Origin of the sequence: Weizmannia acidilactici (genome assembly GCF_008974185.1) — a bacterium.
Classification (GTDB): Bacteria; Bacillota; Bacilli; order Bacillales; family Bacillaceae_C; genus Weizmannia; species Weizmannia acidilactici.
In genome coordinates this window covers 113,043-138,791 of record NZ_BKZP01000003.1, presented here as the reverse complement: position 1 = coordinate 138,791, position 25,749 = coordinate 113,043, and the positions used below count along the sequence as shown (strand labels likewise).

Annotated in this window: 22 protein-coding genes and 1 riboswitch; of the genes, 21 read left to right on the top strand and 1 reads right to left on the bottom strand. The window is 45.8% G+C overall.

Annotated features, from left to right (window positions below; all coding sequences use genetic code 11):
- Positions 1-86: 86 nt before the first annotated feature.
- From BpJC4_RS02415 to BpJC4_RS02395, 5 genes are all read left to right on the top strand, one after another.
- Positions 87-1,532, top strand: coding sequence for an SGNH/GDSL hydrolase family protein (locus tag BpJC4_RS02415; protein WP_151697494.1), 1,446 nt, complete (start codon positions 87-89; stop codon positions 1,530-1,532).
- Between the two features lie 621 nt (positions 1,533-2,153).
- The gene (locus BpJC4_RS02410; protein ID WP_151697493.1) at positions 2,154-2,873 is read left to right on the top strand and encodes a hypothetical protein; all 720 of its coding nucleotides are present in this window, start codon (positions 2,154-2,156) and stop codon (positions 2,871-2,873) included.
- A 187-nt stretch (positions 2,874-3,060) separates the two neighbouring features.
- The gene (locus BpJC4_RS02405; RefSeq protein ID WP_151697492.1) at positions 3,061-5,481 is read left to right on the top strand and encodes a Lon protease family protein; all 2,421 of its coding nucleotides are present in this window, start codon (positions 3,061-3,063) and stop codon (positions 5,479-5,481) included.
- Between the two features lie 319 nt (positions 5,482-5,800).
- Complete coding sequence (locus tag BpJC4_RS02400) at positions 5,801-6,130, top strand: hypothetical protein (protein WP_253693511.1); 330 nt, start codon at positions 5,801-5,803, stop codon at positions 6,128-6,130.
- A gap of 22 nt (positions 6,131-6,152) precedes the next feature.
- Entirely contained in the window at positions 6,153-6,752 is a 600-nt protein-coding gene (locus BpJC4_RS02395; RefSeq protein WP_151680003.1) for a DNA-3-methyladenine glycosylase, read from the top strand.
- Positions 6,753-7,198: 446 nt separating this feature from the next.
- On the opposite strand, the gene ymaG is transcribed toward BpJC4_RS02395, so the two are convergent.
- Positions 7,199-7,477, bottom strand: coding sequence for an inner spore coat protein YmaG (gene ymaG / locus BpJC4_RS02390; protein WP_151680002.1), 279 nt, complete (start codon positions 7,475-7,477; stop codon positions 7,199-7,201).
- A gap of 215 nt (positions 7,478-7,692) precedes the next feature.
- Between ymaG and flaG the strand changes: the two genes are divergently transcribed.
- The 16 genes from flaG (at position 7,693) to BpJC4_RS02310 (ending at position 25,736) form a co-directional block, all read left to right on the top strand.
- Positions 7,693-8,070 (top strand): flagellar protein FlaG, encoded by a 378-nt coding sequence (flaG, locus tag BpJC4_RS02385; RefSeq protein ID WP_151680001.1) that lies wholly within the window; start codon positions 7,693-7,695, stop codon positions 8,068-8,070.
- Between the two features lie 21 nt (positions 8,071-8,091).
- Complete coding sequence (gene fliD, locus BpJC4_RS02380) at positions 8,092-10,167, top strand: flagellar filament capping protein FliD (RefSeq protein WP_151680000.1); 2,076 nt, start codon at positions 8,092-8,094, stop codon at positions 10,165-10,167.
- A gap of 16 nt (positions 10,168-10,183) precedes the next feature.
- Complete coding sequence (gene fliS, locus BpJC4_RS02375) at positions 10,184-10,588, top strand: flagellar export chaperone FliS (RefSeq protein WP_151679999.1); 405 nt, start codon at positions 10,184-10,186, stop codon at positions 10,586-10,588.
- Positions 10,588-10,932: a flagellar protein FliT gene (gene fliT / locus BpJC4_RS02370; RefSeq protein ID WP_253718576.1), complete on the top strand. Its 345-nt coding sequence runs from the start codon at positions 10,588-10,590 to the stop codon at positions 10,930-10,932. Before fliS ends, fliT begins: the two co-directional genes overlap by 1 nt.
- Positions 10,933-11,194: 262 nt before the next feature.
- Positions 11,195-11,755 carry a ribosome hibernation-promoting factor, HPF/YfiA family gene (hpf, locus tag BpJC4_RS02365; RefSeq protein ID WP_151679997.1) on the top strand — a complete coding sequence of 187 codons (561 nt, stop codon included), beginning with the start codon at positions 11,195-11,197 and terminating at the stop codon, positions 11,753-11,755.
- Positions 11,756-11,899: 144 nt separating this feature from the next.
- Complete coding sequence (locus tag BpJC4_RS02360) at positions 11,900-12,463, top strand: chromate transporter (RefSeq protein WP_151697498.1); 564 nt, start codon at positions 11,900-11,902, stop codon at positions 12,461-12,463.
- A complete protein-coding gene (locus tag BpJC4_RS02355) occupies positions 12,460-12,990 on the top strand; it encodes a chromate transporter (protein ID WP_151697491.1) in 531 nt (176 codons plus the stop codon). The genes BpJC4_RS02360 and BpJC4_RS02355 overlap by 4 nt, the downstream gene beginning before the upstream one ends.
- Positions 12,991-13,369: 379 nt before the next feature.
- Positions 13,370-15,886, top strand: coding sequence for a preprotein translocase subunit SecA (secA, locus tag BpJC4_RS02350; RefSeq protein ID WP_151679995.1), 2,517 nt, complete (start codon positions 13,370-13,372; stop codon positions 15,884-15,886).
- Between the two features lie 196 nt (positions 15,887-16,082).
- Positions 16,083-17,184 (top strand): peptide chain release factor 2 gene (gene prfB, locus BpJC4_RS02345; RefSeq protein WP_151679994.1). Its coding sequence is split into 2 segments (ribosomal slippage): positions 16,083-16,154 and positions 16,156-17,184, totalling 1,101 coding nucleotides; the frame shifts between segments, so codons are not numbered across the junction.
- Positions 17,185-17,430: 246 nt separating this feature from the next.
- Positions 17,431-18,294, top strand: a complete 864-nt coding sequence (locus BpJC4_RS02340; RefSeq protein WP_151679993.1) for a YitT family protein — start codon at positions 17,431-17,433, stop codon at positions 18,292-18,294.
- 52 nt (positions 18,295-18,346) lie between these two features.
- The gene (gene cccB / locus BpJC4_RS02335; protein WP_151679992.1) at positions 18,347-18,673 is read left to right on the top strand and encodes a cytochrome c551; all 327 of its coding nucleotides are present in this window, start codon (positions 18,347-18,349) and stop codon (positions 18,671-18,673) included.
- A 633-nt stretch (positions 18,674-19,306) separates the two neighbouring features.
- Positions 19,307-19,993: a cell division ATP-binding protein FtsE gene (ftsE, locus tag BpJC4_RS02330; RefSeq protein ID WP_151680043.1), complete on the top strand. Its 687-nt coding sequence runs from the start codon at positions 19,307-19,309 to the stop codon at positions 19,991-19,993.
- Positions 19,983-20,867 (top strand): permease-like cell division protein FtsX, encoded by an 885-nt coding sequence (gene ftsX / locus BpJC4_RS02325; RefSeq protein WP_151679991.1) that lies wholly within the window; start codon positions 19,983-19,985, stop codon positions 20,865-20,867. Before ftsE ends, ftsX begins: the two co-directional genes overlap by 11 nt.
- A gap of 160 nt (positions 20,868-21,027) precedes the next feature.
- Entirely contained in the window at positions 21,028-22,317 is a 1,290-nt protein-coding gene (locus tag BpJC4_RS02320) for a murein hydrolase activator EnvC family protein (protein WP_151679990.1), read from the top strand.
- Positions 22,318-22,606: 289 nt separating this feature from the next.
- A complete protein-coding gene (gene cls, locus BpJC4_RS02315; RefSeq protein ID WP_172967418.1) occupies positions 22,607-24,055 on the top strand; it encodes a cardiolipin synthase in 1,449 nt (482 codons plus the stop codon).
- A 138-nt stretch (positions 24,056-24,193) separates the two neighbouring features.
- Positions 24,194-24,301: riboswitch (SAM riboswitch) on the top strand.
- Positions 24,302-24,437: 136 nt separating this feature from the next.
- A complete protein-coding gene (locus BpJC4_RS02310; RefSeq protein WP_151679988.1) occupies positions 24,438-25,736 on the top strand; it encodes an O-acetylhomoserine aminocarboxypropyltransferase/cysteine synthase family protein in 1,299 nt (432 codons plus the stop codon).
- The last annotated feature ends 13 nt before the right edge of the window (positions 25,737-25,749 follow it).

The window sequence follows — 25,749 nt, the reverse complement described above, 5'->3', positions numbered from 1 at the left end:
TTCATTTGTCATAGAATATTTAGGAATTGGGAAGAGGGAAAATTAGACGTTTTCCCTTATTAACAAATGTAGAAGAGGGTCAAAAAATGGATATCACCAAAAAAGAGACTACTTCGGTAATCATAACGATTGATAAATTGTGCAATATATTATCCCGTAATATGATGGAAGACTCTGAATTCATAAAAATTTTGCCTGTTGTCGCTAAAATCTGCATCAAATTACATCCATTGTATCATAGTAATAAGGTTTTTCTTTCTTTATTTGAGCATGTGACCCAATTGCTTTCTGCTTTCAAAAGTGTACCTGTAAGCCCCACGAGCAGGCTTAAATTACTATCTCTTCTTGAACAATTCGAGTCTTCCCTGTTTAAGAATACACGATTTCACATCTATTTGTATAACTGCACAGCGCGAGATCTTCCGGTTAATATCAGGTATGTACAATCTGTAACGGAATTGCCCTTGTACTCAAAAATGCCAGAATCCATTCCTCAGTTTCAGGAAAATTCTCCGGACTTTTCTGTATTAGTTTATTCTGGAAGACTGCAAAAAAAGGAATTGGCACATGCGAATTTTTGCTTTCAGGTAGAAGAAATTGTGGATTCAGTAGGTGCTATGATTGCTGATTTGAAAAATCTTGATTATTACACACACGATCGACTTTACCTTGAAGCAAAGTTGGAAAGTTTGAAAAGACGATCGGATATTAGAATTTTGCTCGCGGGTTCCTCCTATACGATGTGTGGGTTGTTCGAGGAGCAAATGCCATTACCTGCGCGTAATGTAGCAATAGATGCACAAGATCTATATTATACCCTAAAAACAATCCGTACTGCGCTTGCCTACAATCCGAACATTACTCACTGTATTATTTCTTTCGCCTATTACTTCTGGGGCTACGATTTATCTCTTTCAACTTCTATTTATCAATACAAACGTATAACTGAAGTGAATTACCCTGTATTTAAGGATAAGCACAATTTTCCAGGAAATCCGGACGATGATACACAAATTTTCTTAAAGTCAGTTACTCCACTAAAAAAACATCTTTTTTCATTTGAAGTATTGGCGAATCAATATGTCGAAAACGCAAAAAAAAGATTTGAAGATTCACATTACTTTTCTTATCCACGTATGGACAGTGAAATTCTTAAACATGATGATATAACAAACCGTGAGCGAGCCCAAAAGCGTGCAGCAAGCCATAATAAGTTTTTTAAATATGCTTCTACAGTTCAGGAAAATCAAAAATTGTTTGCGGATTTCTTAGAGGAGATGAATAACCGTGGGGTGGAAATTATTCTATACGTTCCTCCTGTAACAGAATATTATCGAAACTGCATTAATCCGGACTTGATTTCCGATTTTTACGCTTGTATGGAGCCACTCCAAGAAAAGTATCGTTTCAAATTGATAGATTTATTTAATTCTACTTATTTTAAAAATGATGAATTTTATGATTATGATCACCTCAACGATTTAGGCGCAATCAAGCTTGGGAAAATTTTAGTACAAGCGTTAAGCCTTTGAAAAATCGACCTGTGTTAGTCTATGGGAGTATAATTTTTTCTCGATGTTGTAAATCATTTAGCCTGTAATGTCAATTTGACCGATGTCTGTCACTCTATTAAAACATTTAGTGTATAGGATTTCTATCAAATAAGTACTAGCTATTAACTCGTTGGAAATCTTTAATGGCAAGAGGTAACTCTTGACTTTAATCTTATGATTTGGTGCTTGTGTATTGTGGACCCGTTATTAGACAATATAAAATTCTGATTAGCTAAAAGAGTTCAGTGTTAAGGAGCGTTGGATACTTTTCCTTCTTAATTATCTCGAAGGTTTGGAGTACTGGAAACTTATCAAGAAACTACTATGAAGCCATTATTTATTGATGTAAAAAGATAGAAGTACAGCTTGAAGTCAAATTTGAAAATTTCGTCTGGCTCATTCATTAGCATGTTTGTCTAATTTCCTTTTAATGAAATTACGAATTTTAAATGTTGATTCATGCTAAATCCCTGCGGAGCTGCCAATCAGCGGCTCCGCATGTTAAAAAATTTCATCTTTCAAACGTATCAAATATCAGATAAAATAGGGGTGACATTGGAGGTATAAAGATGAAGTTAACGATAAACCAAGAGACGATCATTGGAAAATCCGGGCGCGACGGAGATCATCAGCAAAATCCATGCTGCAGACGGCCATCATGCTTTTTTCAGTCACTTCATTGAGGATGGGGAAAAAATCAGCCATGAATTTTCGCGTTACTTGGAAAAACATATACAGTACATACAAGAGCTTGAAATGGTATTAAAGACGTACAATGAATTCACCCATGAAATGGTTTTATCATTATTCAACTATTTTAAGAGAGCTGTCCCGGCGATGAAAGTGCTGGAAGTCTTAACCGGCCCTTTAGCTGAAGAAGCATGGCGAATGTTATCCGGGCTTATGGAAAAAATGCGGTGGATGGTCCGGGCAGTTGGAATAATTAAACAAAATAAAGAGAAACTTTTCAACTGGCTGCAAGTCGCCAAAACTGCTGATTCAATGGAAGAGTTCCTGCAAGATTTGTCAGCAGCGATTGAAGAAAAAGAAGTGGTGCAGGCAGTGGGCGCTTTGAAAAGCCTGATTTCCTCAGCCGAAAAATTGCTCGATGCGCTTGAAGTTTCCATGGCAACGGAAAACACCATGGTGCCGTTAAACGAAACAGGGGCAGCATCTGTTCAATGCTCCCCCTGTTTTTTTATTTGCTGTTTTCTTCCTCCCTATCCATCGCCCGTCGGCCTGCTTCTTTGTTTCCCTTTGATTTTTTCTTCTTCCTTTTTCAGCTGCTTTTCCGCCATCATTTCCACTTCTTTTTTCTAAAATATTTCCCTTCGTGCATCGGCATAAAACATATCGGCTGGAGTCGGCCATTCCCGTAAATATGCCTGCTTTTTTGCTCACCCTTATACATTCTTCCCGAACTTTGCAGGGAATCCGGTGAACATGTCGAATGTTTTATGTAAGGGCATGCCGTATGCCAGACATGGCCCATATGGGAGGGATTGGTATGAATCAGGAAGGATATGAAACCGTCTTATCTATTCACCGGGTGCCTGTCTCAAAATTGCGTTCGGAATGTAGCCCAGAGCAGTTTCCCTTTGAAACGACAGCAGATTTGGAAACGCTGCCGAATGAAATGATCGGGCAGCAGCGGGCGGAGCAGGCAATGGATTTCGGGTTGTCTGTGGAACAGTCCGGCTACAATTTATTTGTTGTCGGCCCGTCCGGAACAGGGAGAATGACGTACACACAGCACAGCGTCAAGAAACTGGCGAAAGAGCGGCCGGTGCCGGATGACTGGTGCTATGTGAACAATTTTGAAAACCCGGACCGCCCGCTTGTCATTAATTTGCCGGCAGGAAGCGGCATCCAATTCCAGCGCAGAATGGAAAACCTTCTCATTGACATTGAAAGGGAAATCCGCGCGACATTTTCCAATGAAGAAACGGAAAAGAAAAAGCGCAGCATCATTGATGAGTCTCAAAACCAGGTCGAAGCGCTTTGGAAAGAGACGGAGGCGTTTGCGGCTGATTTGAATTTTAAATTGGAGCGCACGCCCGCAGGCATTCAAAGTTTCCCGCTCTTTTTCGGCCGGCCGATGGAAAAACAGGAATACGAACAGCTGTCGGATGCAAATAAAGAAAAGTTGAAAGAGCGGGAAAAACAGCTCGGAGAAAAAATCAACGAAACCCTTTACCAAATCCGGAAAATTGAAGAACAGCTCCGGAAAAAGTTGGACCGTTTTAATAAACAGACGGCTGCGTTTGCAATTGAAGGCCTTTTCCAGCCATTGAAAGAAGCTTATCACGATATTCCGAAAGTGCTCAACTATTTGGAAGAATATTACCATGATGTAGTCGAGCATTTTTCCCTTTTCTTAACGGACCAGGAAGAGAAAAACATTGTCGCTCAGGCGCTGGCCGGTAGCAAAGAACAGCAGCTGCACCGCTACGCCGTCAATTTGCTTGTCAGCCATAAAAATCGGTCGGGCGCTCCTGTCATTTACGAAACGAACCCGACGTACCAAAATCTGTTCGGGAAAATTGAATACCGCGGCGCTTTCGGCAGCTGGACAACCGACTTCACGTTTGTTAAACCAGGCGCCATGCATCTGGCCAATGGCGGGTATTTAATTTTACAGGCAGCGGAACTGCTCCAGCAGCCGTATGCGTGGACGCTGTTGAAACGCGCGCTGCAGACGGGGCAAATCCAGATCGAGGACCCGTTTGCGGAACGGGGCGTATTTCCGGCAAGCGGCCTGAAGCCGGAGCCGATTCCGCTGAAAATTAAAGTGATCATCATCGGTTCCTATTATTTGTACGATCTTTTGTCGAGCGTGGACGAAGATTTCCATAAGCTTTTTAAAGTAAAAGTCGAATTTGACACCGTCATGAAGCGGAATGAAGAGAACCGGATCAAAATGGCTCACTTTATTAAAAACTACGCCGAAAGAAAAGGGCTGCTCCCGTTCCACCGGCGCGCGGTCGCAAAAGTCATTGACCACAGCTCCCGGCTTGCGGAAGAACAGGAAAAATTGACGGCACGCTTCCAGGACATCACAAAAATATTGGTCGAATCAAGCTACTGGGCGAAAAAAGAAGGGGCCCCGTTTGTGGATGAGGGCCATATCCGCAAAGCTTTGGAGGAACAGTCGAACCGTGCGAACCATATATCCGAGCAGTACCACGAAATGATTGCAAACGGCACGATCATGGTGGATACGGACGGTGAACGCATCGGTCAGATCAACGGGCTTGCCGTGATGGGCACAAGGGATGCGACGTTCGGCATTCCGACGAAGATTACGGCCCGGACATTTGTCGGAAAAAGCGGCATCATGAACATCGAACGCGAAACGTCATTGAGCGGTCAAATCCACAATAAAGGGCTTTTGATTTTAACCGGCTTTCTATCCGGCGTGTTTGCGAAAAACCATCCGATCCCGCTTTCGGCAAGCATCACCTTTGAACAAACATACTCGCTCATTGACGGTGACAGCGCCTCGAGCACGGAACTGTATGTATTGCTTTCTTCTCTTGCCGGGGTGCCGATTCAACAGGGTATTGCCGTGACGGGTTCGGTCAACCAATGGGGCGAGATCCAGCCGATTGGCGGCGTGAATGAAAAAATAGAAGGATTTTTTGCGATTTGCAAGGAACGCGGCTTGACGGGGCGCCAGGGGGTCATCATCCCGCAGCAAAATATTGCCAACCTGATGCTCAACGATGAAGTGGTGGAGGCGGTGAAAGTCGGCAAATTCCATGTCTGGGCCGTCCGCCATATTTCGGAAGGCATTGAAATTTTAACAGGGGAAAGCGCGGGTGCGGAACGGAATGCCGGGGGCCGTTTTCCGGAAGGGACCATTTTCGCGAAAGTGGAAGAACGGTTTCATAAAATGTATGAATCCGTGAAAGAAGCAAATCAATAATTGGAAACATGCAGGCGGGCAGAAATGGAAGCCCGCTTTTTTTTAGCTTAAAACATTCACAATTTTTTGTTAAAAACTAGTCGGAAAGTATTGTTTCGTTTGAATGCGATGATTCTATATAAATGGAAAGTATCTTTGCAGTTATAATAGAAAATGGGCAGATTGTGAAAAATCCGGCAATGGCCGCCAAGCAAATCAAAAAAGGGAAATCGCTTCAAACCATTTTGCATAGGGGGGGAGGGGGAGCCGGACTGCAGTAAATCCATGATTTTCATCTGCTTCCGGCATTTTGCACATATTTTGTAGAAAGGATTTGTGATTGGCTTTGATCAAGATACCAAATGATGATTTTAAAAAGATCCCGTTGAGTGAGAATCAAGTCAGGGAAATTCTCCACTCTCTCATGCAATCATTTGAAACGATTGATATTCAGATCAGCGAACACAAGCATCAGGAATTGACGAAAGATCAGGTAATCGATTTGTTGGTCCGCTACATGAGCTGGGAAAGTATTCTTGAATTTATTACCCAGCTCAATATCATCCGCAGGCGCGGATCTAATGCGCTTTCTTATGTTAAATATATTTTAACCGCTGTGCTGCAGCGGCTTGAACGTTCCGACAGCAAAAAATTGTATAAAACCCTATAAATGCGTGAAAGGAGGAATTGACGTGAGTGAACGACCGCTGCTTCAGCCGGTGGCAGCGCCGTTTTTTGAAAAAAATACATTGGAACTGGCCCGCACGTTGCTCGGATGCCTGCTCGTGAAGGAGACGGAAGAAGGGGTGGCGGCCGGTTTTATTGTGGAAACGGAAGCGTATATGGGGGCTTGGGACAGGGCCGCGCACAGTTACGGCAACCGGCGGACGAAAAGAACGGAAGTAATGTTCCAAAGCCCCGGGTATGTTTATACATATCAAATGCATACCCACTGCCTTGTTAACGTTGTCAGCGGACTGGAAGACATACCTGAAGCGATTTTGATCCGCGCCATAGAACCGTACATTGGCACCGGCCTTATGTTTGCACGCAGAAAAGTCAAGGAAGTGAAGCAGCTGACGAACGGGCCGGGAAAATTAACGAAAGCGTTGGGCATTACGATGAAAGATTACGGGCGCGTATTTTACGAACGGCCGCTTTTTATTGCGGAAGGGTTCAAACCTGAGCAGATTATGACCGGCCCGAGAATCGGGATTGACAATACAGGGGAGGCAAAACATTACCCGTACCGGTTTTGGGTAAAGGACAACCCGTTTGTCTCGAGGCGCTGATGGAAAGGGGCTCCAATTCAGGATTTTAAAGAACGTTTGAAGGGAAAAATCGATTGCCAATCGTCTTGATACAGGATGATCTCAGAACCGTTTCAAAGAAAAAGTTGGGAGCAATCGGTCTTGATACAAGATCTCAGGACCGTTAGGAGAGAAAAATGGAGCTTGAGAGAGCACCTCAGAACCGTTTGGAGAGGAAAAATGAGAGCAACCGGTCTTGAAAGGGAAACTCAGAACTGTTTGAAGGCAAAACTTAACTTAAACAGGTCCTACTTAAAATCTTAAGTTTGTCAGGCGTTCTTTACTGACTTCTTCAAACCTCCTGATCAGAGGAACAGAATCTCTTGCTTAAAAAAGGGCTTCAAACAGAGAAATCCCGTCAAGAAAAAATTCGACGGGATTTCTTGATGAAAAAGAGCTTTTCTTTTAGGACAGCCCCTTCGACAATTTTACCAGTAATACGGGTAGCCGCCCCCGTACCCGTAGCCGTAATAAGGATAACCGCCGTATAATCCCGGGCCGAGCAGTGCGGAAGTGGCCAGGCCGCCTACTAGGCCGCCAAGGAACGGTCCGCCGAAACCGCCCCCCCACGGCCTGAATCCCCACGGCCTGAACCCCCAAGGCCGGAACCCGAATCCCCCAAATCCTCCAAAACCGAACGGTCTCCTTACATCCTCGCTTTCATATGTTTCGTGATAATAGGGTATTTCCGGATAACCTGTATTCATTTCATTTTCCTCCTCAATACTGGTGATTTTGTTTACGATAAAGCATATGTGAATCACCCATTGCCTGTATGGGTATCCGCCTTTTTAAAAGAAATTTTCCCCTGCAGGAGGTGTTAAAATTCACCGGAAACATCCGATACAATAAATAGAACAAAAATCGGGGCACCACCCAATCCGCACATGGTCTGGTGCCGGTGAATAAGGGGATACTTGCGATGATTGAAGCGATGAAGCGCCAGACTGCACAAACGCCTTTCATAACAAGTACAGCACAGAAACAGGCAGAAAAGAACACAGGGGCGGAGCAGACCCAAACAAACCAACTTCAGCAAAACGGGGATGAAGCCCTTTCTGTTAACGGTGAAGTTACAAAAGAAAAAGTAAAAAAAGCGGTGGAACAGTTGAACCAATTTTTATCCGGATCATCCACCCATTTAAAATTTCAATTTCACGACCGATTGAAAGAATATTATGTCACCATTGTCGATGACCAGTCGAACAGGGTGATCAAAGAAATTCCGCCGAAAAGGATTTTGGACACCTACGCGGATATGATGCGCAATATTGGGTTTCTCATCGATGAGAAGATTTGATAGAAGGGGGATTGAAGGACGATGGTGCAAAGAATCACGGGCCTGGCGAGCGGCATGGATATTGACTCTATTGTTGAAAAAATGATGACAGCCGCAAAGCAGCCACTCATTAAACTGCAGCAGCAAAAGCAGATACTCGAATGGCAGGAAGACGATTACCGCACGCTGAACCAGAAATATTACGATTTCCGGACGACCTTGTCGGATATGAAACTGACTTCAAAATACAGGGCACGCACGACGACTTCATCAAATGAAAGCTATGTAACGGCAACAGCGGCGAATAATGCATCGCTGGGGTCAACGACAATTCAAAGTGTAACACAATTGGCGACGGCAGCGACGAGGGTAGCCGCAGCCCCAATTTCAACAGATTCATCCAATAAGGTTGATTTGAATCAATCCTTATGGAAACAGTCAGGAAATTTCAGCGGGTCAATCGAATGGAGCCAAGGGGGAGTAATATCGGATACCATAACAGCCAAAGGGGACTCCACAGATCCAACGTCTGTTACGTTTGACTTAAAGGGCACACTTAACAGTAATATGCCAATGAATGTAAAAATGAACGGAAAAACTTATGAAGTGGTGACAGATCCGTCCGTTACGCTCAGTGATAACCAGGTTTTACTTACAACTGCTGGCGGGCAGGCAACATTAAAATTTAATTCAAATATTTCCGCCGGGACGAGCATTAGTGTTGAATACGTGGTGGATAAAGCAACAAAAAGTGCAACCGTCTCGTCTGATACGAAATCAATACAATTGGACTTTGGGGACATTATCACCGATTCATTTACTATGACAGTTGGAAACAATAACGTATCACTCTCCCAAGGCACGGACGGAAATATGAATTTATTCATTGGTTCGACCCAGATCGGCACCCTTAATCCGGAAACGGGAAAAATTGATTTTAATAGCGATTTCGGGTCAACTTATAGCGGTTCTGCTATCCAAATCAGCTACCAGCAAAACTACACTTCTTTTAACTTAAAAACGTATACTTCAAGCGGGCTGGTGAACGGCAATTTTTATATCGGCGCGGATAAAACGTTAAATGATGTCATTTCTAAAGTGAACAATTCAAACTTAGGTTTGACAATGTATTATGACGAATATAAAGATATGTTTACGCTGACGAGAAAAGAGACCGGTAATTTTAATTCGTCTTCATCTGTGGATAACGGTAATGAAATCATTATTTCTTCTGATACAGATACTTACGATTTTTTGCGGGATACATTAAAATTTAGCGGCAGCACTGAATACGGTGGTACGAATGCCGTGTTCAACATAAATGGGTTGGATACCGAACGGACATCAAACACCTTCACCATCAGCGGCGTCACCTATACGTTAAAAAGCGAATTCGACTCGCCGGTCACCATCTCGGTTTCCAACGACGTGGACACCATCTACAACAACATCAAAAATTTCGTGGACCAGTACAACAGCCTGATTGATGCTGTCCAGTCTAAACTGGATGAGGAGCGGTACTCCGATTATGCGCCGCTGACGGACGACCAGCGTTCCCAAATGACGGAAACGCAGCAAAACCAATGGGATGCGAAAGCGAAAAGCGGCTTGCTGCGGAACGATATGACGCTGCAAAGTTCGTTGTCCAATATGCGGACATTAATCTATACAAAAGTGGACAATCCGAATATTTCATCGACATACAATACGCTTGCGAGCATCGGCATCACTACGACTTCAGACTGGCTCGAAGGCGGAAAACTGGAAATCGATGAAGACAAACTGAGGGCTGCCATTCAAGAAGATCCCGACTCGGTTGAACTCTTGTTCCGCGGCACCGGCAGCACGACATCGGAGGAAGGCATTATCCAAAGACTTTACGACAGTGTCAATAATACGTATAACACCATTGTGGACAAAGCCGGCAAATCCACCTATGTTAACAGCCAGTTCAGCATCGGGAAAGACATCGATGCGCTAACGGAAAAAATTAACGATATGAACGATAAGCTGAACGATCTCGAAGACCGCTATTACGCGCAGTTTTCGGCGATGGAACAAGCGATACAAACTTATAATAACCAAGCAACTTATTTATCCAGCTTTTTCAGCAGTTAAAAAGGAGAGAGCTTAATTGGCAACACGTAATCCTTATCAGGCGTACCAAAACAACGCAATTACAACAGCATCTTCCGGCGAGCTGACATTAATGTTGTATAACGGCTGCCTCAAATTCATCCATTTGGCCAAAAAAGCATTGGAAAATAAAAATATGGATGAGAAAAATAAAAATATCCAAAAAGCGCAAAATATCATCCGGGAACTGATGGTCACCCTTGATACGGAAAAATTCGCTGCGGCGGAAAAAATGCTGGCACTTTACGATTTCATGCTGCGTGAATTAATCCAGGCCAATATTAAAAACGACTCCTCGAAGCTGGATACAGTCGAAGAATTGGTGGCGGATTTCCGTGACACTTGGAAGCAGGTGATCCAGTTGAACCGCCAGCAAACTTACGGACAGGGCGGTAAGGCATGATGGGAGATTTAACAACCTGCCTGAAATTGACGGAAGATCTGCTGGAAGAATTCAACAAAGGGCAATCAAGGGAAGAGCTGATTGGAAACATCAATCGTCTGCTTGACAAGAGGGGGGCGTTGCTTGCTTCACTAAAGCCCCCTTTTTCGCCGGAGGAGCAATTGCTCGGGAAGAAAATCGCGGCATTGGACAAGAGGCTCAAGCCTCTTTTGGAGGAAACGCTTTTGGAGATCCGCCAAGATATCAAACAGACCGTGAAAAAGAAAACATCCATGAAGAAATACATTAATCCGTACCAGTCGCTGCAATTAAATGACGGAAGGTTTTATGATAGAAAAAGATAGGGATCCCATTTCCACTGGGATCTCATTTTTATAAAGCTGATAACCGGATACCGCCGATCAACACGAAATTCGCAAAAAAGTTTGTAACAAATTTCTCAAAAAAATTCGCCAAAAAAGAAGGAATTTAGACAGGCAATGTGTAAATATATAAATGTAAGATCATTAAAGAAGGCAGCGTTTCTAATGCTAAAGTGAAAGTCCAAACAAATGGCGGATACAAGCCGTTTGCGAGGGTGCTGCCAGTTGAATAGGAGGGGTCCACATGATGAACTACAACATTCGTGGCGAAAACATTGAGGTAACTCCGGCAATCAGGGATTATGTTGAGAAAAAAGTGAACAAGTTGGATCGGTATTTTGTAGAAACGCCAAACACTTCCGTCAATGTAAAACTAAAAGTGAACCCGGATAAAACTTCTAAAGTTGAAATAACCATTCCAATGCCGCATCTCGTATTACGCGCAGAAGAATCCAATGAAGACATGTATGCGGCGATTGACTTAATTACAGACAAATTGGAGCGGCAAATCCGTAAACATAAAACAAAAGTAAACCGGAAATTGCGCGAAAAAGGAAGTACAAGGGAGCTTTTCACCCCTGATGCCGGATTGAAAGACAACCAAGCCGAGAAAGAAGAAGACACAGAACTGCAAATTGTGCGGACCAAACACTTTAACCTCAAACCAATGGACAGTGAAGAAGCGGTGCTGCAAATGAACCTCTTGGGCCATAACTTCTTCATCTACACCGATGCGGAAACCAACAATACCAACATCGTATACCGCCGGAAAGACGGGAAATACGGGCTGATTGAAACGGTATAAAGCAAAAACACCCGCGGCAAAAGGCTGCGGGTGTTTTATATTTATGCCCCCTGAATACGGAATACCATGAAAAGCTCCTTCAAGGCATTTACCTGTGGTATAATAGGTGGCAGTTCACCATAAAAGGATCGTGGTAGTGTGAAAGTGAAATATCGGGATATCTTTATGGCATTTTTCAGAGCCGGCCTGCTCGGCTTTGGCGGCGGGCTTTCTGCGATTCCGCTCATGCACCGGGAAGTGGTGAAAGTATATAAATGGATGGGAGACGAAGAATTTTCCGACATCCTTGCCCTGGCCAATACGCTTCCGGGCCCGATCAATACAAAGATGTCGGGCTATCTCGGTTACCGGGTGCGCGGAATCCCGGGAATGCTGGTGGCACTGGTGGGGACTGTTGTGCCGACGGTCATTCTGATGATCGTTTTTTTGACGGCGCTGAACGCTTATAAAGATAAGCCCTGGGTGCAGGGCATGTCAAAAGCGGTTGTCACTGTGGCGGGGGTGATGCTCGGCATGCTGACATGGGGTTTTGTGAAAAAATCCATTGAAGCAATCGGCTGGCTGCTTACGATGATCGTCATGGCGGCGGGCGTTGTCGTCATGGTTGTATTGGGCATCCATCCCGCATTTTTGATTGGGGCGCTGTTGGCCATTGCCTTATTGACAAAAAAAGATTTTGATCAGAAAAAACAGGAGCATGCCTCATGATATACTGGAAATTATTTTTAGCCAACCTGATCGCCAATTTACTCGGTTACGGCGGCGGGCCGGCGTCCGTTCCGCTTTTGGAGCATGAAGTGGTTGACCGTTACCACTGGTATTCAGTCTATGAATTCAGCGAAATGGTCGCGGTCGGAAATGCGCTCCCCGGCCCGATTGCCCCGGAGCTTGCCGGGTATATTGGATTTGACAAAGCGGGTGTTTTGGGTGCGACCGTTGCCCTGTTCGCCACCATTGCCCCGTCATTGATTTTGTTGATGATGCTACTCGGACTGTTGATGAGAAACCGGAACTCGCCAAAAGTAAAAAATATGACAAAATTCGTACGCCCGGCAATCGCCGTGCTGCTGGCCATGGTAGCATTTGACTTTTTTGCAAATGCCTACCATACAATCGGCATCATTCATGTGCTGATGATATCCATCGCCAGTTTTTTCCTGCTCGAAAGATGGGGGATCAGCCCCGTCTATGTCATATGCGGCGCGCTGCTTTATGGGGCCATTTTTTTAAGATAGGCGCTGTTAAGTTATTTTGTTGATGATCGTTTGTTTATGGGACGCCTGCTGGGTAAACTCGCGGACGCGCTATGAGCGAAGCGGATTTTGCGATAACACATCCTTTAGATGAATCATGCGAAAACATGAGTTGTTTTTTAAACTACACCCGGCCGGTATATCCCGCCCGGGTTCTTAAGTTGTACATGCCGGGTTTCGGTGTTAAAATGAAATAAGGTGTACTTGCAAGGAACAAAATAAAGGGGCGGCCCATAAGAATGATGGTACAACAAATATTTACAAGGCGGTTGCCTTATTGGAACCGGTGTACAGGCCAGGAATTGCGGCAGGTTCTATGCAAATGGCCTCTTTGATTTTGAAATTAAAAGGAGCGTTTTGAATGGTGGCTTTTTTAGATAAAGTGTTTGATGCCAACAAACGTGAACTGAAACATCTTGAGAAGATTGCAAACCAGATTGAAGAATTGGCCCCGGACATGGAAAAGCTTTCGGATGAGCAATTGCGCGCCAAAACGGAAGAATTCAAGCAGCGCTATCAAAACGGCGAAAGCCTGGACGACCTACTTGTGGAAGCTTTTGCGGTCGTCCGCGAAGGTGCAAAACGCGTGCTCGGGCTCTATCCCTATCATGTCCAATTAATGGGCGGCATTACGCTTCATGAAGGTAATATTGCCGAAATGAAAACCGGTGAAGGGAAAACCTTGACCGCAACGATGCCTGTTTACCTGAATGCTTTGGCCGGCAAGGGCGTCCATGTTGTGACCGTCAACGAATATCTGGCGAAGCGCGATGCCGTTGAAATGGGTGAACTGTATAAATTTCTCGGTCTGACAGTCGGCTTGAATCTAAGCAACATGTCGAGCGAAGAAAAAAAGGAAGCTTATGACGCGGATATCACATATGGGACAAATAATGAATTCGGCTTCGATTACCTCCGCGACAATATGGTGCTGTATTTGGAACAAAAAGTGCAGCGCCCGTTGAACTTTGCGGTCATCGATGAAGTTGACTCGATCTTGATCGACGAAGCCCGCACGCCGCTCATCATTTCCGGACAGGCCGAAAAATCTACCGCGCTGTATACACAGGCGAATGCGTTCGTACGTACACTGAAAAAAGATGAAGACTACACGTATGATGTGAAAACAAAAAGCGTGCTGCTGACAGAAGAGGGCATAACGAAAGCGGAAAAATACTTCCATATTCAAAACCTATACGATATCAGCAATGTCACGATCAACCACCATATTAACCAGGCGCTGAAGGCCAATGTCGCGATGCACCGCGATGTGGATTATGTCGTGCAGGATGGGGAAATTATCATTGTCGACCAGTTCACAGGGCGTTTGATGAAAGGCCGCCGCTTCAGTGAAGGGCTGCACCAGGCAATCGAAGCGAAAGAAGGTGTGCAGATCCAGAACGAAAGCATGACAATGGCAACGATCACGTTCCAAAACTACTTCCGGATGTATGCAAAACTCGCCGGGATGACCGGTACGGCAAAAACAGAAGAAGAAGAGTTCCGGAACATTTACAATATGCGCGTCGTCGTCATCCCGACAAACCGCCCGGTCATCCGCGAAGACCGCCCGGATTTGATCTATAAGACGATGGAAGGCAAATTCAAGGCCGTTGTCGAGGATATTAAACAGCGCCATGACCTTGGCCAGCCGGTGCTTGTCGGGACGGTCGCCATCGAAACTTCTGAATTGATTTCTTCGATGCTGAAAAAGAAAGGCGTCCCGCATAACGTATTGAACGCGAAAAACCATGAGCGTGAAGCGGAAATCATCAAGCAGGCCGGGCAAAAAGGCGCGGTCACGATCGCAACGAACATGGCCGGGCGCGGTACCGATATTAAACTTGGGGAAGGCGTCGTCGAACTCGGCGGCCTTGCCGTCATCGGGACGGAGCGCCACGAATCAAGGCGGATCGATAACCAGCTGCGAGGCCGTTCCGGGCGCCAGGGGGATCCGGGGGTGACGCAATTCTACTTGTCGATGGAAGATGAGTTGATGCGCCGCTTCGGATCGGATAATATGAAGAGTATGATGGAACGGCTCGGGATGGATGACAGCCAGCCGATTCAGAGCAAGATGGTGTCAAGGGCCGTGGAATCCGCGCAAAAACGGGTGGAAGGCAACAACTTTGATGCCCGGAAACAATTGCTCCAGTACGATGATGTATTGCGGCAGCAGCGCGAAATCATTTATAATCAGCGTGATGAAGTATTGAGCGCCGAGAACTTGCGCGAAATTGTTGAAAAAATGATCCGTTCGGTTGTGGATCGGGTGGTAAACGCCAATGCGCCGGCACATGAGGATGAGGAAGAATGGAACCTCCGGGGCATTGTCGATTATTGCCACAGCAACCTGCTCCATGAGGAAGATATTACACTGAATGATTTGCGCGGCAAAGAACCGGATGAAATGGTTGATCTCATCATGGCGAAGGTGAAGGCGCGCTATGATGAAAAAGAAGCCGCATTCGGGCCGGAAAGAATGCGCGAATTTGAAAAGGTCATTTTGCTGCGTTCCGTCGACTCGAAGTGGATCGACCATATTGATGCAATGGACCACCTCCGCGAAGGCATCCATTTGCGCGCATACGGCCAGATTGACCCGCTGCGCGAATACCAGTCGGAAGGCTTTGCCATGTTTGAAAATATGATTGCATCAATCGAGGAAGATACTGCAAAATATATGATGAAAGCAGAAATCCAGAACAATTTGGAACGCCAGGAAGTGGCAAAAGGCCAGGCAGTCGTTCCAGGCGGGGAAGGTGAAACGGTGAAGAAAAAACCGGTCCGCAAAAAAGTGCGCATCGGCCGTAACGATCCTTGCCCGTGCGGCAGCGGCAAAAAATATAAAAACTGCCACGGCCGTCTGGAGGCGTAATCGTGCGCCGGCAAAAACGGAAAATGCGCCTCTTTTTCTTAATCCAGATGGGAAAAATGTCCCGGCATGAGCAGGAAAGTATGAAGGAGGGCTGAAACGCCGCCCTTCTTTTTTGCGGTTAAACCATGGGCCGGTTTTTTCAAAAAGCGTATCAGCAGGCAAATGGCGAGTGAAAAATTTTATGAGGTGATGTGAAATGGAATTATCAGAAATCAGAGCAGAACTTGAAAATACAGCTAAGAAATTAGCGGGCTTCAGGGGGTCTCTTTGAATTAGAAGAAAAAGAGACGCGTATTGCCGAACTGGAAGAAAGAATGCTTGAGCCGGATTTTTGGAACGACCAGCAGGAAGCGCAGAAAGTCATTAATGAGTCCAACGCTTTAAAAGAGCTGGTGAACGGTTACCATGAGCTAGAATCATCGCAGGAAAACCTGGAACTAACTTATGAACTGGTGAAAGAAGAAAACGATCCGGAATTGAAAGCAGAGCTTGAAAACGAGCTTGAGGAATTTACGGAAAAATTAAATGAGTATGAGCTGCAGCTGCTGCTGAACGGCCCGTATGACGCCAACAATGCCATTTTGGAATTGCATCCGGGGGCGGGCGGAACGGAGTCGCAGGACTGGTGCTCGATGCTGCTCCGGATGTATACGCGCTGGGGAGAGAAAAAAGGCTTTAAAGTCGAAACGCTTGATTATCTGCCGGGTGAAGAAGCCGGCGTAAAAAGCGTAACGCTCCTTTTTAAAGGGCATAATGCGTACGGCTATTTAAAAGCGGAAAAGGGCATTCACCGCCTTGTCCGGATTTCACCGTTTGATGCCGCCGGGCGCCGCCATACTTCTTTCGTGTCATGTGAAGTCATGCCGGAAATGGATGACAATATCGAGGTTGAAGTTCGCCCCGAAGATTTGCGCGTGGACACATACCGGGCGAGCGGCGCAGGCGGACAGCATATTAATAAAACATCATCTGCCGTCCGGATTACCCATATTCCTACAGGGATTGTTGTGGCCTGCCAGTCTGAACGGTCGCAGATCCAAAACCGTGAGCAGGCCATGAAAATGTTAAAAGCGAAATTATATCAGAAGGAATTGGAAGAAAAAGAAAAGCAATTGGCGGAAATCCGCGGCGAGCAGAAAGAGATTGGCTGGGGAAGCCAAATCCGTTCTTATGTGTTCCACCCGTATTCGATGGTAAAAGACCACCGCACAAACGTGGAAACGGGGAACGTCCAGGCCGTGATGGACGGCGAGATCGATACATTTATCGATGCATATTTGCGTTCCCGCATTTCATAATGAACGGCCCTGCCCTAAAAAAGCCGGAACATGTCAATGATGCCATAATCCAAAGAATATATAAGGGATACAAAAAATTGGAGGCCCTATATATTGGTGCATGGCATCGTTTTTTTTTGGAAGGCTCTGGTATGTTCATGGGCGATATTTTTTGAGGTTCCTGATAGGTAAGACCGCGCGATATAGCCTTATGAAAAGATCGCCGGTGCCGGAAGAGAATACAGGCTTTTTGATAGGAGGATTGAAATGGGAAAGAAAAGGAAGCAAGCGGGTGGCAAATACCGGATGATGCTGATGGAATATGTATATATCCTTGTTGGATCAGCCATTGTGGCCATTGCTTTTAATGTTTTCCTGCTGCCGAATAATATTGCATCCGGTGGCGTCAGCGGGATCAGCACGATTTTGCACGGGTTGTTTGGATGGAAGCCTGCCTATGTGCAATGGGGGCTGAATATTCCGCTGTTTATTGCCGGCCTCATTTTTTTAGGGTACCAATTTGGAATTAAGACGCTTGTCGGCACTGTTTTTTTGCCGTTCGTCGTTTTTTTGACGGAACATTGGCAGCCGTGGACCCATGATGCGCTTCTCGCTTCACTGTTTGGCGGGATCGGTGTCGGGGCAGGTCTTGGGATTGTTTTTCTCGGCAGGGCCTCCACGGGTGGAACGGATCTTGCCGCCCAAATCATTCATAAATTTACCGGCATTTCGCTCGGAAAATGTGTGATGTTTATTGACGGGCTTGTGGTCCTGTCGGCTGCCGCCGTTTTTGATATTGAAAAGGGCTTGTATGCGATCATCGGGCTGTTTGTGACTAGTAAGACGATTGACCTTGTCCAGGTTGGGCTGAACCGATCCAAAAATGTGCTGATCATTTCCGATAAACATGCGGAAATACGCAAGGAGATTTTGTACCAAGTTGACCGCGGCGTCACGAAGCTGCAGGCATACGGCGGCTTTACCGACCGGGAAAAACCGATCCTGATGTGCGTCATCGACCAGACGGAATTTATCAAGCTGAAAAACCTTGTGAGAGCGATAGACGGAAAAGCATTCGTGGTGGTGATGGAAGCCGCCGAAGTGCTTGGCGAAGGTTTTAAAATGCCGTAGCAATCCGGTATAATGGGGGGAGAAAGACAAGCTCAGGATGGGAGGATTTTCAATGAAAAAACAGCTTGCGATGGCAGCGGCGCTTTTGCTTGCAATTGGGCTTTCCGCGTGCGGGAACGGCTCCTCATCGCAGGGCGGAGGCTCAAACAACACGGTAAGCGGCGGAGATGCCGAGAAGCTTGTGGACCAGAAATGTTCCGCCTGCCACGGCAACAATTTGGAAGGCGATGTCGGGCCGAACCTGCAGCATATCGGCTCAAAATTAAGCGAAAAGCAGATTTTGCATGTGATTGAAAATGGAAAAGGGGACATGCCGGCAGGGCTTTTAAAAGGAAGCGACGCGAAAAAAGTGGCAAAATGGCTGTCCGAAAAGAAATGACGAGGCTGTCCCGAAAGCCCCTTTTAAGTAGAAATTTTTCGAGCTGTGTCAGGCCCGTTTTAGGAGTTTTATTTTGCTCTAACGGTCGTAACAAAGTTTCTCAGAACCGTTTCCACAGGAAAATTTTGATCTAAAGGTGCTGTCCCACTGGTTCACTTTTCCCTCAGGAGTCTCGTAAATTTCAAGATCATCAACATTCTCAGATAACATAACCTTACATAAAAAAAGGGGGTGCCCCTGGTCAATCTACCGACTTTTGGGACAGCCTCGTTTTTTCCTGTCCGGCTTTTTTCCCGCCTTTCCAGATTTTACACGGCTTGGCGAGAAAAATTGAAATATAACTGTAATGTTTAAGCAAATGTGGGATGCTATAATAATTTATGTGCGAATTTCGGGTAATTGTGCCGATTCTCGCAGGTTGAGAGAGAAAAAAGTCGAATTTCCATAGAAGGTGCCTTAGCCTTAGAGGCAGCCTTTCTTGACAGTAAACATGCCTTATTGCCGGAATATTTGCGCCGTTTGCAAATATTTAAAGCGGGACACATGTGTAGTGCAAAAAATGGTGTTTTTTGTTGCAGCGTAATGATCAGTTCCGCATCTTGGGAGTACAGATTGAAAAAGTCAGGTGATGAAATGATTGAATTAAAGGATGTGTATAAAAAGTATCCGAATGGCGTAATGGCTGCGAACGGTTTAAATATTAAAATCAAACAGGGCGAGTTTGTTTATATTGTCGGCCCGAGCGGCGCGGGAAAGTCGACCGTTATTAAGCTGATTTACCGCGAAGAAAAACCGACAGCTGGTACAGTGCTCGTCAACGGGGTAAACCTTTCGAAAATCAGGGATAAAAGAGTTCCTTATTTCAGAAGGCAGATCGGCGTCGTTTTCCAGGATTTTAAGTTGCTTCCGACATTAACCGTCTATGAAAATGTCGCGTTTGCCCTTGAAGTCATCGAGCAGGATCCGCCGTATATCCGGAAACGCGTGATGGAAGTGCTGGATCAGGTAGGGTTGAAGAATAAAGCAAGGATGCTGCCTTCCGAATTGTCCGGAGGGGAACAACAGCGTGTTTCGATCGCGCGCTCGATTGTCAATATGCCGAAAGTGGTCATTGCGGACGAGCCGACGGGAAACTTGGATCCGGAAACTTCCTGGGAAATTATGAAAATACTGGAAGACATCAATTTAACCGGAACGACTGTCGTGATGGCAACCCATAACCGTGAAATTGTCAACACAAACAAGCACCGCGTGATCGCTATTGAAAGTGGAAAAGTCGTGCGCGATGAGCAGCTGGGAGGTTACGGTTATGAAGATTAATACGGTAAAACGCCATTTCCGGGAAAGTTTTAAAAGCCTCGGCCGCAACGGCTGGATGATGTTTGCTTCGGCCAGCGCCGTAACCATAACCTTGCTGCTTGTCGGCGTGTTTTTCGTGATCATCCTGAACATGAACAAGTTTGCGAACGATATTGAAAATGACGTGGAAATCCGCGTCCATATCGATTTAACGGCGAAAGCCGCCGACAGGGAAAAGCTGAAAAGCGAGATTGAGAGTATAGGCGCGGTCAAATCCGTCAAGTTTTCTTCTAAAGAGCAGGAATTGAAGGAGTTGATCAAAACGATGGGCAGCGACTTTAAGCTGTTCCAACAGGACAACCCTTTGTATGACGTGTTCATTGTCAAAACAAAACAGCCGACGGATACGCCGAAAGTTGCACGCCAAATTGAAAAGATGGACCATGTTGAATCGGCGATTTACGGAAAGGGCAAAGTCGAAAAACTGTTCCATGTCCTTAGCATCTGCCGGAATATCGGCCTAGTCTTGATCATCGCCCTTCTATTGACCGCAATGTTCTTAATCTCGAATACCATTAAAATTACGATATTTGCAAGAAGAAAAGAAATCGAGATTATGAAACTGGTCGGGGCGACAAACTGGTTCATCCGCTGGCCGTTCCTGCTTGAAGGATTATGGCTCGGGATTTTAGGGTCCATTCTCCCGATTCTCATCATTTCTTTCGGCTACTTCTATTTATACGAACTCATATCGCCGAAACTCCAAAACAATATTATCCATCTGCTGAATTACAGCCCGTTCATTTATGGAGTTGACGGCCTGCTGCTTCTGCTTGGTATTTGCATCGGCGTGTGGGGCAGTTCGATGTCCATCCGCCGCTATTTAAAAGTGTAATGGCGGAATAAAAGGCACGGCGGGAAGCTTTTCCCGCTCTGCCCCCGCCACAAGCGTAATCGTTTGTCATTCAATACCCACATAAGGCCATGCCTAAACATATAAAACCGGGGACTGTTCCCGGATACATAATGAATATTGCATTTAAAGGGGGAGAAACATGAGGAAGCGTTCCATATTGCCTGCGGCTATCGCGTGCACATTGAGCCTCGGCGGCCTGTTTGGCTATCAGACGGGTGCTTCTGCTGCAAGTATATCGGAATTGCAGCAGAAAAAGAGCGAGATTGAGAGCAAAAGCTCGAAACTACAATCCCAAATCAACGAAAAAGACAGCCAAATTTCTTCCATTAACAGCAAACAGGCTTCCCTGGGCAGCCAACTTGAGGAAATCGAATCCAAAATCCAATCTGCTAATGAAAAAATCAATGAAGAAGAGCATAAAATCAGCGAAACAAAAAGCCAAATTTCCGAACTGAAGAAAAGCATCGGGAAATTAAAAAAGAGAATTGAAGAGCGGAATGGAATTTTAAAAGACCGCGCCCGCGCGATGCAGAAAAATGGCGGCGGTTCTGTCAATTATTTGGATGTCATTTTGGAAGCAAAAAGTTTCGATGATTTAATTGACCGGATTGCGGCTGTGAAAACGCTTGTCGAAGCGGACCAAAAAATTATCGAAGAACAGAAAAAAGATGAGCAGGATCTGAAAGAAAAGCAGACTGCCATTGAAAGTAAACTGGCAGATTTGGAATCGATGCTTTCCAATCTGAAATCATTAAAAGCGAAATTAAAAGATGACCAGAATGCGAAATCCGCATTGGTCAAAAAACTTGAAAAGCAAAAAGACAGTTTGCAAGAAGAAAAGATGTCTCTGAGTGAACAGAAGAGCATCTTGGCCGACCAAAAAGCTTCGGTTGAAAAGGCGATTGCATTGGCGAAAAAGCAGCAGGCCGCAACCAAACCGCAGGCGGAAACCGGATCCTCTTCTGGTTCAAGTTCTACGGGCAGCAGCAGTTCTGCAGGGTCTGGCGGACCGCTTCCGAAAGTATCTTCCGGGGCATTTACGCGTCCGGTAGCGGGGTATATTTCATCTGAATTTGGTGCGCGTTCCGGCGGTTTCCATCCGGGCATTGATATTGCCAACAGCATCGGTACGCCGGTTGTTGCGGCAGCCGACGGGATTGTGTTCAGGGCATACCATTCTTCTTCGTACGGAAATTGTGTGATGATTACCCATTATATTAACGGGAAACTGTACACGACGGTTTATGCCCACTTGAGTTCTTACTCTGTAAGTACAGGGCAGTCAGTCAGCAAAGGTCAGCAGATCGGCGTAATGGGCAATACAGGCGAATCTACGGGGCCACACCTTCACTTTGAAATTTATAATGGCCGCTGGACTCCGCCACCGCATAATGGCGCCCAAAATCCGAGAAACTTTATCAATTTTTAATAAAAGTCTCTTGATGCCGCGGTGTATTAGAGAGCCGGAAAAAGAACTGCATCCAATGGGTGCGGTTCTTTTTTAGTGGTGGAAGAAAAGTACATGAAAATAAAAGTGCATTTACGTGGGTCAGGAACAAATATTATGGTATGATACAATTGTCATTTTTCCCGCTACATCAAACAATAAACGATTTGGGCATCCGCCCCGCAGCCGCCTTCCGTACGCCGGCATTTTCCAAAAGGCGGAACGGCGGTAGACACGGCAAAAACGAAGAAGGGTGCATGAAAAGGAGAACATAATGATTGTAACGGTATTATTGGTGATTTTATTTCTTTTAAACTTTATCCTGGCGGGAACCGTTATTTTCCTTGAACGGCGGGATGTCGGAGCAACTTGGGCGTGGTTGCTGGTGCTTTTATTCATTCCGATCGCTGGATTTGTACTCTATTTAGTTTTCGGGCAGAATTTAAGCCGGCGTAAAATATTCGATTGGAAAGTTCAGGAAAAAATTGGGATTAAAGAAATTGCCCAACAGCAAATTGAACTTTTGCGGGAGAACCGTTTCCCATTTCATGATGAACGGACGGTGCAGTACAAAGACCTTGTTTACATGCTGCTGGTGAATGACGGTGCGATTCTCTCCCAGGATAACCACGTCGATATTTTTACAGACGGTAAGGAAAAATTTCTGGCATTGTTTGAAGACATCCGGAAGGCAAAGGACAGCATCCACCTCGTTTATTACATTTTCCGCAACGACCGCCTTGGAAATGAAATGATCGAACTGCTTACCGAAAAAGCAAAAGAAGGCGTAAAGGTGCGGCTGCTTTACGATGATATGGGATCGCGGATGCTGTTCCGCCGCAGTTTTTTCCGGCCGCTTGTCGAGGCAGGCGGCGAAGTGGCGGCATTCTTCCCGGCGCGCATTCCGCTCATCAATTTGCGCGTCAATTTCAGGAACCACCGGAAACTGGCGATCATTGACGGCCGCATCGGGTACATCGGCGGCTTTAATGTCGGAGACGAATATTTGGGGCTGGACAAAAAATTCGGCTATTGGCGCGACACCCACTTGAGAATTGAAGGTAGCGCCGTTTATGGGATGCAGACCCGGTTCATTTTAGACTGGAACCAGGCGTCGCCGAACGATATTAAAAATGAAGAACGGTACTTTCCGGTGATCGAGCCGCAAGGGGAAACGGATATCCAAATTGTCTCAAGCGGCCCCGATTCCGAATGGGAGCAAATCAAAAACAGTTATATCAAAATGATCAATTCCGCCAAAAAATATATTTATTTGCAAACGCCTTATTTTATTCCAGATGACAGTTTGCTGAACGCGCTGAAGCTTGCGGCCTTATCCGGGGTTGATGTCCGGATCATGATCCCGAACAAGCCTGACCATATGTTTGTATATTGGGCGACGCTTTCGAATATCGGTCAGCTTTTAAAAACTGGCGTGAAAGTGTACATTTACCAAAATGGTTTTATCCATGCAAAAATGATTGTGGTGGATGGGAAAATTTCCTCTGTCGGGACGGCCAATATTGATGTACGCAGCTTCCGCCTGAATTTCGAAGTGAATGCTGTGCTGTACGACCGCAAGCTTTCGGGCAGGCTCTCCCACATTTTCAGAAAAGATATGGCGGATTCAACCGAACTGACGCTGCAAGATTATCAGAAACGCCCGCTTGTGATCCGTTTCAAAGAATCGATCTCCCGCCTGTTATCGCCAATTTTGTAAAAGTGTGCAAGGGGCGGAAACATCCCCCCCGCATGATCGAAAAGAAAAATTGAAAAAATGGGTTGACGATTCAGAAATTGTAATCTATAATTTTTACCAATGAGTCATTTAAAAATTTTCATAATTTTAATTGAAACACTCTTATCAAGAGCGGCGGAGGGACTAGGCCCTGCGAAGCCCGGCAACCTTCAGGCATATGCTTGAAAAGGTGCTAATTCCTACAGACATTCGTCTGAAAGATAAGGGGAGGAACTTACATAACGTAGCCCTCTTCCTTATGAAGAGGGTTTTTCTATTCCTCTTCTAAAAAAGTGCCTTGTCTTGTCGGAATTGTTTTTTATCTTTTCCTAGGCAAATTTTACTATAGTAGGAGGAATTGTAAATGACAGAAGAATCTTTACGCCCTGAAACTTTATTATTGCACGGAGGACAGGAACCGGACCCGGCCACAGGTTCGCGCGCGGTACCTGTATATAGAACGACCTCTTACGTTTTTAAAGATACGGATTACGCGCAGGGCGTCTTCAATTTAACGCAAGAAGGCTTTATCTATACACGGATCGGCAACCCGACTCTGGATGTATTTGAAAAACGCGTGGCGCAGCTTGAAGGCGGCACGGCGGCGGTTTCCTTTTCATCCGGCGCGGCGGCGATCGCATTTTCAATTTTAAACATTGTGCGGGCAGGGGATGAAATTGTTTCGGCCAGCAACCTGTACGGCGGCACGTACAATTTGTTCTCCGTCACGCTGCCGAAATACGGCATCAATGTCAAATTTGTCGACGGTTCTGATCCTGAAGCGTTCAGGAATGCCATTACCCCGAAAACGAAAGCATTGTACGCAGAAATTATCGGCAACCCGAGCCTGCAGGTGCTGGATATCGAAAAAGTGGCGGAAATTGCCCATGAAAACGGGATTCCATTAATTGTAGACAATACATTCGCATCCCCATACTTGTGCAACCCGATCAAATGGGGGGCGGATATTGTCGTCCACTCCGCCACAAAATGGATCGGCGGCCACGGCACGGCAATCGGTGGCGTTGCGGTCGACGGCGGCCATTTTGACTGGAATACGGAAAAATTCCCGGACTTCAGCGAACCGGATCCGAGCTACCACGGATTGCGTTACGGCGTCGATACGGCGGAGGCAGCTTTTGCTACGAAACTCCGCGTCCAATTGCTGCGCGATTTCGGCCCGACATTAAGCCCGGATAACGCATTCCTGTTCCTGCAAGGGCTCGAAACGCTGCATCTGCGTGTCGAAAGGCATAACGAAAATGCTTTGAAAGTGGCGAAGTTCCTGCAAAACCATCCGGACGTTGCTTGGGTGAACTACCCTGGGCTGAAAGATCATCCTTCACATGAACTGGCGAAAAAATATTTAAAAGGCGGTTTCGGTTCGATTGTCAACTTCGGGGTTAAAGGCGGCCGGGAAGCAGGCAGAAAAGTGATCGACAATATTAAACTGTGGTCGCATGTTGCCAATGTCGGCGATGCCAAATCGCTCATCATTCACCCGGCAACAACCACGCATTCGCAGCTGAGCGACGAAGAACTGAAAAAATCGGGCGTAACGGAAGACTTGATCCGCTTGTCTGTCGGCCTGGAAGCAGTTGAAGATATAACGGCCGACCTAGATCAGGCAATACGAAAAGCAACGGCAGTTACAGCACAATGACAAAAAATGTACT